Here is a 7,587-nt window from a genome sequence, read left to right on the forward strand (position 1 = left end):
TTCAAATAATCGCCTAAAATGCCTTTTTAGGATGTTTATTAGTCAAAAAATGCCGATTTTAGCGCATCAATAGCGGCAAACCCTGTAAATAGGAACAAACGAAGATAAAGCAAAGGGAGCGGTCTCCCGCTCCCTTTTATCTTTATTACGCTTAATCGCCGTTATTGGCGGGCAACGATATGGTCGTTTTCCACATCCAGCGTCACCAGCTTGCCGGGGATCAGCTTGCCGGACAGGATTTGCTGTGCCAGCGGGTTCTCGATCTCCTGCTGAATAGCACGCTTCAACGGACGCGCGCCATACACAGGGTCGTAACCGGTTTTGCTCAACAGCGCCAGAGCCGGTTCGGTCATGGTCATTTCGTAACCGCGCTCTTCCAAACGCTTGTACAGACGCGCCAGCTGAATCTTGGCGATCGCGGCAATGTGTTTCTCGCCCAGCGGATGGAACACGACCACTTCGTCGATGCGGTTGATGAACTCTGGACGGAAATGGTGACTCACCATCTCCATAACCGACTCTTTCATCTGCGCGTAGTTCATCTGACCGAAATGCTCCTGGATCAGATCGGAACCCAGGTTAGAAGTCATGATTACCACGGTATTGCGGAAATCGACGGTACGACCCTGACCATCGGTCAGGCGGCCGTCATCCAACACCTGCAACAGAATATTGAATACGTCCGGGTGCGCTTTCTCGACTTCATCCAGCAGAATCACCGAGTAAGGCCGGCGGCGCACGGCTTCAGTCAGGTAACCGCCCTCTTCATAACCGACATAGCCCGGAGGCGCGCCGACCAGACGAGACACTGAGTGTTTCTCCATGAACTCGGACATGTCGATGCGCACCATAGCGTCGTCGCTGTCGAACAGGAACGAGGCCAGAGCCTTGCACAGCTCGGTTTTCCCCACCCCGGTCGGGCCGAGGAATAGGAACGACCCGATCGGCCGGTTAGGATCGGACAACCCGGCGCGGCTGCGGCGGATCGCATTGGAGACCGCGCTGACCGCTTCGTCCTGGCCGATAACCCGCGAATGCAGCTCTTGCTCCAGGCGCAGCAGCTTATCGCGCTCGCCTTCCAGCATTCTGGCCACCGGGATCCCGGTCGCGCGCGCCAGTACTTCGGCGATTTCCGCATCGGTCACCCGGTTACGCAGCAGCTTCATGGTCTTGCCTTCGGCCTGCGTGGCGGCGGCGAGCTGTTTCTCCAACTCGGGGATTTTGCCGTACTGCAGTTCCGACATCCGCCCCAGATCGCCGACGCGGCGCGCCTGCTCCAGGGTGATTTTGGCCTGCTCGAGCTCAGCCTTGATGTTCTGGGTGCCGGAGAGCGACGCTTTTTCCGCCTTCCACTCTTCCTCCAGCTCCGAATATTCGCGCTCTTTCTGCCCCAGCTCATCGCTGAGCATTTCCAGGCGTTTCTTGCTGGCGTCGTCAGACTCTTTATTCAGCGCCTGCTGTTCCAGCTTCAATTGAATGATGCGACGCTCAAGCCGATCGAGCGACTCCGGCTTGGAATCCATCTGCATGCGAATGCTGGACGCCGCCTCGTCGATCAGGTCGATAGCCTTATCCGGCAATTGACGATCGGAGATATAACGGTGCGACAGCGTCGCCGCCGCCACGATGGCCGGGTCGGTGATCTGCACGTGGTGGTGCAGTTCGTAACGCTCTTTCAAGCCGCGCAGGATAGCGATGGTGTCTTCCACGCTCGGCTCCGCCACATACACTTTCTGGAAACGACGTTCGAGCGCCGCATCCTTCTCTATATACTGACGATACTCGTCGAGCGTAGTCGCGCCGACGCAGTGCAGCTCGCCGCGCGCCAGCGCCGGCTTCAGCATGTTGCCCGCATCCATCGCGCCATCCGCCTTACCGGCGCCGACCATGGTGTGCAGTTCGTCGATAAACAGGATAACGCTGCCTTCCTGTTTGGCCAGATCGTTGAGCACGCCTTTCAGGCGCTCTTCAAACTCGCCGCGGTATTTGGCGCCGGCGATCAAGGCGCCCATGTCGAGTGACAGCACACGCTTGTGCTTCAGCCCTTCCGGCACTTCACCGTTGATGATGCGCTGCGCCAGGCCTTCGACGATGGCGGTTTTACCCACGCCGGGTTCGCCGATCAGCACCGGGTTGTTTTTGGTGCGGCGCTGCAGCACCTGGATAGTGCGGCGGATTTCTTCGTCACGGCCGATTACCGGGTCAAGTTTGCCCTGCTCGGCGCGTTCGGTCAGATCGATCGTGTATTTCTTCAATGCTTGCCGTTGGTCTTCGGCGCCTTGGTCTTCCACGCTGTCACCGCCTCTCATTTGTTCAATGGCTTTGCTGATTTTGTCGGCCGTTGCGCCGGCCGCTTTCAACAAGTCGGTCAACGAGCCGCGGTCTTCCAGCACCGCAAGCACAAACAGCTCGGAAGAAATGAATTTGTCCGCGCGCTTCTGCGCCAGCTTGTCGCACAGGTTCAATACGCGCACCAGCTCGTGGGACGGTTGAACGTCGCCACCGGTGCCTTCTACCTGCGGTAAACGGGACAGCGCCTGTTCGATCTCGGTGCGCACGCGCCCGGCATCGATACCTGCGGAAGTTAATAGTGGACGAACCGTGCCCCCTTCCTGATTGAGCAGGGCGCTCATCAGATGTAGCGGTTCAATAAACTGGTTGTCGTGCCCAAGGGCGAGTGACTGGGCATCGGCGAGGGCAAGCTGGAATTTGTTGGTAAGACGATCCAGACGCATAACACCTCCAAGATGGGTCGAAATTGCTACTGGAGATTAAATGAGGTCATCCCTCAAATTTTCAAGGTTATCTCGACGCTAAATTTTCGGTACAACGCCATGCGTCGTTGGATCGTCCTAATTCAATAGGTTATATCAGCCAGATTAAACTTGCCAGACGTCCGGTTATTCCGTCGCGTCGATAGGAGAAAAAATGACTCATTTCGCTAACTGTGCAGCGGTCGCCGCCATAGATAGCCTGCACGCCCGCCCGCAACAAACGTTGGCGCGCCAATAGATAGATATTAGCCATAAACTTATCGCCGTGCGGCGTAAACGCCGCCGCGGCTTCGGCATCTTCCGCCATAAAGGCGGCGCGCACCTCCGGCCCGACTTCAAACTGCTGCGGGCCGATCGCCGGCCCCAGCCAGGCGCTGATCTGGCCCGGCGCGGCGCTGAACGCCGCCACGGTTTGCTCCAACACGCCGTGGCACAATCCGCGCCAACCGGCGTGAGCGGCGGCCACTTCGTCGCCGTGCTGCGAGCAGAACAACACCGGCAAGCAATCCGCCGTCATCACTGCGCACACCTGACCCGACACGTTGCTGTACACCGCGTCCGCACGCAGATCGGCAGGCGCTTGCCCCGTTAACGTCACCACGCGGGTACCGTGTACCTGCTCGAGCCACACCGGCATCTGCGGCAAGCCGGCGGCGGTCACCAGCCGTTCCCGGTTACGCATCACCGCTTGCGCCTCGTCGCCAACATGGGCGCCGAGATTCAGCGAGTCATAAGGTGGCAGGCTTACGCCGCCGCCGCGCGTGGTGCTGCAGGCTTTAACGCCAGGAGGCAACGGCCAGTCGGGCAGAATGAGCGCGTTCATTACCAGTCCAACTGATCTTTGAATTCTTCGGTATCCGCCTTCAGCGCATTGATCAGATCAACCATGTCCTGCGGCAGCGGCGCATGCCACTCCATCTGGATGCCGCTGATCGGGTGGTACAAACGCAGCATGGTGGCGTGCAGCGCCTGACGGTCAAAGCCGCGCAGCGTGTTGATGAACGCTTCCGAAGCGCCCTTCGGCGGACGCGGACGGCCGCCGTACAGCGGATCGCCCACCAGCGGATGACTGATATAAGCCATGTGCACACGGATCTGGTGAGTACGGCCGGTTTCCAGGCGCAGACGCAGGCGTGTATGCGCGCGGAAGTGTTCCATGATGCGGTAGTGCGTCACCGCCGGTTTACCCATCGGATGCACCGCCATGTGGGTGCGCTTGGTGGAGTGGCGCGCGATAGGTTCTTCTACCGTGCCGCCGGCCGTCATGGTGCCGATCGCCACCGCTTCATATTCACGGGTGATTTCACGCGCCTGCAGCGCTTCCACCAGCCGGGTTTGCGCCGGTACGGTTTTCGCCACCACCATCAGGCCGGTGGTGTCTTTATCCAGGCGGTGCACGATGCCGGCGCGCGGCACGTCGGCGATTTCCGGGTAATGATGCAGCAATGCATTGAGCACCGTGCCGTCCGGGTTACCGGCGCCGGGGTGCACCACCAGATCGCGCGGCTTGTTGATCACCAGGATGTCGCTGTCTTCATAGACGATATCCAGCGCGATATCCTGCGGCTCCCAACGCGCTTCTTCTTCAATCTGTGCATCGATGGCGACGGTCTCTCCGCCCAGCACCTTCTCTTTCGGTTTGTTTGACGTTTTGCCATTGACCTTCACCCGATCGCCCAGGATCCACTCTTTTATGCGAGATCGTGAATAATCAGGGAACAATTCGGCCAAAGCCTGATCTAAACGTTGTCCGAGTTGAGATTCGGCCACCGTTGCGGTGAGTTGTACTTGTTGTGCCATATGCAGCTTCTTCGTTAACGTTGGGTTTTCACGGCGATGCCGTTTAATATAATGTGCTATTGTACCTGGTCTTTGTCGGGAGCTTAACGGACAGTCTCCCGGAATAACACCCTGAGGATAATCAAAACGTCATGACGCGTATGAAATATCTGGTGGCGGCAGCCACGTTGAGCCTGGCGCTGGCAGGTTGCTCCACATCCAAGGATGCGGTTCCCGACAACCCGCCTTCGGAAATCTATGCTACCGCGCAGCAAAAACTGCAGGACGGTAACTTCAAGGGCGCGATTACGCAACTCGAAGCGTTAGATAACCGCTATCCTTTCGGGCCGTATTCCCAGCAGGTCCAGCTGGATTTGATTTACGCCTACTATAAGGCTGCCGACTTGCCGATGGCTCAGGCCTCTATCGATCGCTTCATGCGCCTGAACCCGACGCACCCGAACATCGATTACGTGATGTACATGCGCGGCCTGACAGATATGGCGCTCGATGACAGCGCACTGCAGGGCTTCTTCGGGGTTGACCGTTCGGATCGCGATCCTCAACACGCTCGCGCTGCGTTCCGCGACTTCAGCCAGTTGATTCAGCAATACCCGAACAGCCAATACGCGACCGACGCCAACAAGCGTCTGGTGTACCTGAAAGACCGTTTGGCCAAGTATGAGCTTTCGGTGGCGGAATACTACACTAAACGCGGTGCTTACGTCGCGGTCGTTAATCGCGCCGAGCAAATGTTGCGTGAATACCCGGATACCAAAGCGGCGCACGACGTGCTGCCGCTGATGGAAAATGCTTATAAACAGCTGCAGTTGAACGGCCAGGCTGACAAAGTAGCCAAAGTGATCGCCGCTAACCCGCAATAATCGGGCGGCAACAGCGATAGAAAACCAAACGGCAGCCTTGGCTGCCGTTTTCATTTGCGTCGACCGGGTTTTCACTGGAAAAATACACAAGCAAAAACACGGTGTTAGCAAGCACGTTTCACCGGTCAACCCATCGATAATGCGCCATCCGGCGACAACTCTCAAGCATTAGATAACCAATTCAGATGCTGAATCACAGATTGAGCTAACTTTGCAAAAAGTGACAAAAAATCGTGACTTACATCACGCATTTAAACAAAAAGCGGGGTATGCTGAACTCACCAAGACGGAAAGACAGAGAGGTAAGTTATATGACATTGAACATTACCAGCAAACAAATGGATATCACTCCCGCAATCCGCAATCACGTCGAAGACCGTCTCACCAAACTGGAAAAATGGCAGGCCCAGCTGATCAATCCGCACATCGTCTTATCCAAAGAACCGCAAGGGTTTGTCGCCGACGCTACCATTACCACGCCGAACGGCCCGCTGGTCGCCAGCGCCAAACATGATGACATGTATACCGCCGTTAACGAGCTGATCGCCAAACTGGAGCGCCAGTTGAATAAAGTGCAGCACAAAGGCGAAGCCCGCCGCTGCAATGCCAGCGTGAAAGACATCGTGCCGGAAGTCACGCCGGAACAGCAATAACCGTCCGAACTGCTATTGCCGCATCAAACGCGCCTGAGGGCGCGTTTTTTGTCGGGTATTTTTGTTGACGGCGTAAAAGCCAGCGGTTACTTTAAAACCTGTTCACATCAACTTTGGGTAAACCATGCCACGCACACCGTTTTTCTTCGCATTCTTTTTTACCTTCCCCTGACTGGGAGGCGTTTCGTCGTGTGAGAAAGAATGCGAAGACGAACAACAAGGCCTCCTGGAAACAGGGGGCTTTTTTTATGGCTGTTTTATAACGAATAAGAACTGAAGGCGGAAGCTGATTATGACTGACAACCCGTTATTGGTGCTGCGCGAGCGCATCAGCGCACTGGACTTGAAACTGCTGGCTTTACTGGCGGAACGCCGCGAGCTGGCGATCGAAGTCGGCAAGACCAAGCTGCACTCTCACCGCCCAATCCGCGACAAAGAGCGCGAGCGCGATCTGCTGGATGCGCTGATCGCCGCCGCCAAGCCTTACGATCTGGACGGCTTCTACGTCACCCGACTGTTCCAACTGATCATAGAAGATTCCGTCCTGACCCAGCAGGCGCTGCTGCAACACCAGCTAAACCCCGTCAGCCAACACTCCGCCCGCATCGCCTTCCTCGGCCCGAAAGGCTCCTACTCACATCTGGCGGCGCGCCAATACGCCGCCCGCCACTTCGATCAGCTGATCGAATGTGGTTGCCAGAAATTTCAGGATATCTTCACCCAGGTGGAAACCGGCCAGGCGGACTACGCGATTCTGCCGATCGAGAACACCAGCTCCGGCTCGATTAATGAAGTGTACGATCTGTTGCAACACACCAGTCTGTCGATCGTCGGCGAGCTGACCAACCCGATCAACCACTGCGTTCTGGTGGCCGGCGACAGCGAGCTGAACCAGATTGAAACCGTCTACAGCCACCCGCAGCCGTTCCAACAATGCAGCCAGTTCCTTAACCGCTTCCCGCACTGGAAAATTGAATACACCGAAAGCACCGCCGCCGCGATGGAGAAAGTCGCCAAGCTGAATTCACCGAAGGTGGCGGCACTGGGCAGCGAAGCCGGCGGTGCGCTGTACGGGCTGCAGGTGCTGGAACACAACCTCGCCAACCAGCAGCAGAACATCACCCGCTTCATCGTCCTGGCGCGCAAAGCGATCGACGTCTCCGAACAGGTGCCTGCCAAAACCACGCTGATCATGGCGACCGGCCAGCAATCCGGTGCGCTGGTTGAAGCACTGCTGGTACTGCGCGACAACGGCATCATCATGACCAAACTGGAGTCACGCCCGATCAACGGCAATCCGTGGGAAGAGATGTTTTATATTGATGTGCAGGCCAATCTACGTGCCGACGCGATGCAAAAAGCACTGCGCGATCTGGCACCAATCACCCGCTCGCTGAAGATACTGGGCTGTTACCCAAGCGACAGCGTGGTGCCGGTCAACCCATCCTGAAACCATAAAAAATCTATGGTCACCCCCGTTTTTGCAACACCGACTTT

General features: G+C 57.0%; 7 protein-coding genes and 1 other annotated feature. Of the genes, 4 read left to right on the forward strand and 3 right to left on the reverse strand.

Going from position 1 to position 7,587, the window contains the following annotated elements:
- Positions 1-161: 161 nt before the first annotated feature.
- From clpB to rluD, 3 genes are all read right to left on the reverse strand, one after another.
- Positions 162-2,735 (reverse strand): ATP-dependent chaperone ClpB, encoded by a 2,574-nt coding sequence (gene clpB, locus BHU62_RS24355; RefSeq protein WP_073534923.1) that lies wholly within the window; start codon positions 2,733-2,735, stop codon positions 162-164.
- A gap of 130 nt (positions 2,736-2,865) precedes the next feature.
- On the reverse strand, positions 2,866-3,597 hold the full coding sequence (gene yfiH / locus BHU62_RS24360) for a purine nucleoside phosphorylase YfiH (protein WP_073534924.1): 732 nt from the start codon (positions 3,595-3,597) through the stop codon (positions 2,866-2,868).
- On the reverse strand, positions 3,597-4,574 hold the full coding sequence (rluD, locus tag BHU62_RS24365; RefSeq protein ID WP_073534925.1) for a 23S rRNA pseudouridine(1911/1915/1917) synthase RluD: 978 nt from the start codon (positions 4,572-4,574) through the stop codon (positions 3,597-3,599). Before rluD ends, yfiH begins: the two co-directional genes overlap by 1 nt.
- A gap of 131 nt (positions 4,575-4,705) precedes the next feature.
- On the opposite strand from rluD, the gene bamD reads away from it, so the two are divergent.
- The 4 genes from bamD (at position 4,706) to pheA (ending at position 7,540) form a co-directional block, all read left to right on the forward strand.
- On the forward strand, positions 4,706-5,437 hold the full coding sequence (bamD, locus tag BHU62_RS24375; protein ID WP_073534926.1) for an outer membrane protein assembly factor BamD: 732 nt from the start codon (positions 4,706-4,708) through the stop codon (positions 5,435-5,437).
- A gap of 311 nt (positions 5,438-5,748) precedes the next feature.
- On the forward strand, positions 5,749-6,090 hold the full coding sequence (raiA, locus tag BHU62_RS24380) for a ribosome-associated translation inhibitor RaiA (protein WP_073534927.1): 342 nt from the start codon (positions 5,749-5,751) through the stop codon (positions 6,088-6,090).
- 123 nt (positions 6,091-6,213) lie between these two features.
- Positions 6,214-6,340: a sequence feature (Phe leader region), on the forward strand.
- Positions 6,215-6,262, forward strand: a complete 48-nt coding sequence (locus BHU62_RS25140) for a hypothetical protein (protein WP_101428074.1) — start codon at positions 6,215-6,217, stop codon at positions 6,260-6,262. It overlaps the preceding feature by 48 nt.
- A 42-nt stretch (positions 6,341-6,382) precedes the next feature.
- Positions 6,383-7,540 (forward strand): bifunctional chorismate mutase/prephenate dehydratase, encoded by a 1,158-nt coding sequence (gene pheA, locus BHU62_RS24385; protein WP_073534928.1) that lies wholly within the window; start codon positions 6,383-6,385, stop codon positions 7,538-7,540.
- The last annotated feature ends 47 nt before the right edge of the window (positions 7,541-7,587 follow it).

It is taken from the genome of Serratia marcescens, from assembly GCF_001902635.1.
In the GTDB taxonomy this organism is placed as follows: Bacteria; Pseudomonadota; Gammaproteobacteria; order Enterobacterales; family Enterobacteriaceae; genus Serratia; species Serratia marcescens_F.

Bases quoted from the DNA above. Each gene is read 5' to 3' on its own strand.
- rluD (WP_073534925.1), bottom strand. From the start codon at position 4,574: ATGGCACAACAAGTACAACTCACCGCAACGGTGGCCGAATCTCAACTC.
- clpB (WP_073534923.1), bottom strand. From the start codon at position 2,735: ATGCGTCTGGATCGTCTTACCAACAAATTCCAGCTTGCCCTCGCCGAT.
- raiA (WP_073534927.1), top strand. From the start codon at position 5,749: ATGACATTGAACATTACCAGCAAACAAATGGATATCACTCCCGCAATC.
- pheA (WP_073534928.1), top strand. From the start codon at position 6,383: ATGACTGACAACCCGTTATTGGTGCTGCGCGAGCGCATCAGCGCACTG.
- yfiH (WP_073534924.1), bottom strand. From the start codon at position 3,597: ATGAACGCGCTCATTCTGCCCGACTGGCCGTTGCCTCCTGGCGTTAAA.
- bamD (WP_073534926.1), top strand. From the start codon at position 4,706: ATGACGCGTATGAAATATCTGGTGGCGGCAGCCACGTTGAGCCTGGCG.